The organism is Moraxella sp. K127 (assembly GCF_015223095.1).
In the GTDB taxonomy this organism is placed as follows: Bacteria; Pseudomonadota; Gammaproteobacteria; order Pseudomonadales; family Moraxellaceae; genus Moraxella.
This window is the reverse complement of sequence record NZ_JADFBZ010000100.1, coordinates 1-1,157: the sequence shown is the minus strand read 5'-3', so window position 1 is coordinate 1,157 and position 1,157 is coordinate 1. Positions and strand designations below refer to the sequence as shown.

Genomic DNA, 1,157 nt, shown 5'->3' with positions numbered 1-1,157 from the left:
TGTTTGGGTTTTGATAACACCAAAACAGATATGTACCAATTTACGCATACAAGCACATAAGGCTTGCATTTTGGTTTTACCGTTTTGTTGTAATCGTTCATAAAATGCCTTAATGGTGCTATTATAACGAATGGCACTCATTGCAGACATATACAGCTTAGCACGCAAAGAGACTTGCCCTTGTTTGGACAGTTTGGTTGCTCCCTTAAAGACACCTGACTGTCTTTGTTTGGGTATTAAGCCTAAAAACGAAGCCATCTGTGAGGCTTTTTTAAATTGTTTGGTATGTATTAAGCATACCACTTCTTTGGCAATAACAGAACCAATGCCGTCAATGGTTTCAAGTAAGGTTTTGTCTTGCTTTAAACTTGGGTGTTTGTCAACAAAGTCATCAATGTCTTTGGTGAGTTTGGCAATTTCCTCTTGAAGGACACTGATGACTGTTTGCATGGATGCTTTAACCAAATCGGGCAGATTGGGTGATAAGAGCAACTCTTGTCGGTTTTGCTCTCGTTGCAAATCTTCTTTGAGTGCTTCTAAGCGAGCCAATAGAGCTTTTAGCTGTTTGGCTTCAATGCTAGGTGCTACCCAAACCTCAGGCTTGTGGCTATAACCATACCTTGATAAAATAATGCTGTCTTTTTTATCAGTTTTATGGATTACCCCCAAACTGTCTGCAAATTTGCGGACATAGTTAGGATTGACAATGCTTTGCTTGATATTATTATCATCAAGAAACTCACTTAGGTGTTCATGATAAACCCCTGTTGCTTCTAGGATGATGTGTAGCTCATCAAGATGATTGCTGACATTGGTTTTTAACCAAGCAAGCAGTAAATCAAAGCCTGCTTTGTTGTTGTTAAAAACCTTGGTTTTTACTTTATTTGTGCTTGGGTTTATAAATGCAACATCAAACTTTGCTTTGCTGATGTCTATGCCAATATAGTGTATCATCTGTCTCTTGCCTTGTTTATGCAGTGTCTGTTTTAATAAACGCACTTAGATACCATTCAGAGTTAAGATGACAAGCAAAGGACACCATCTGAGCACCAGTGTTAAGACACTAAGGGCGAACCCGTGTTCTCTTTGCTTGTATAACCCAACAACATTCTAGCAGATAATCTAGGTTTGGTGTTGGGTTGATACAAGGGCGAACG

The 1,157-nt window shown here is 39.1% G+C and carries 1 protein-coding gene; it reads right to left on the bottom strand.

Going from position 1 to position 1,157, the window contains the following annotated elements; genetic code table 11:
- Positions 1-954 (bottom strand): IS110 family transposase (locus IM753_RS12770; RefSeq protein WP_194109443.1); only part of this gene is annotated, 954 nt, incomplete at its 3' end.
- Positions 955-1,157: the final 203 nt, after the last annotated feature.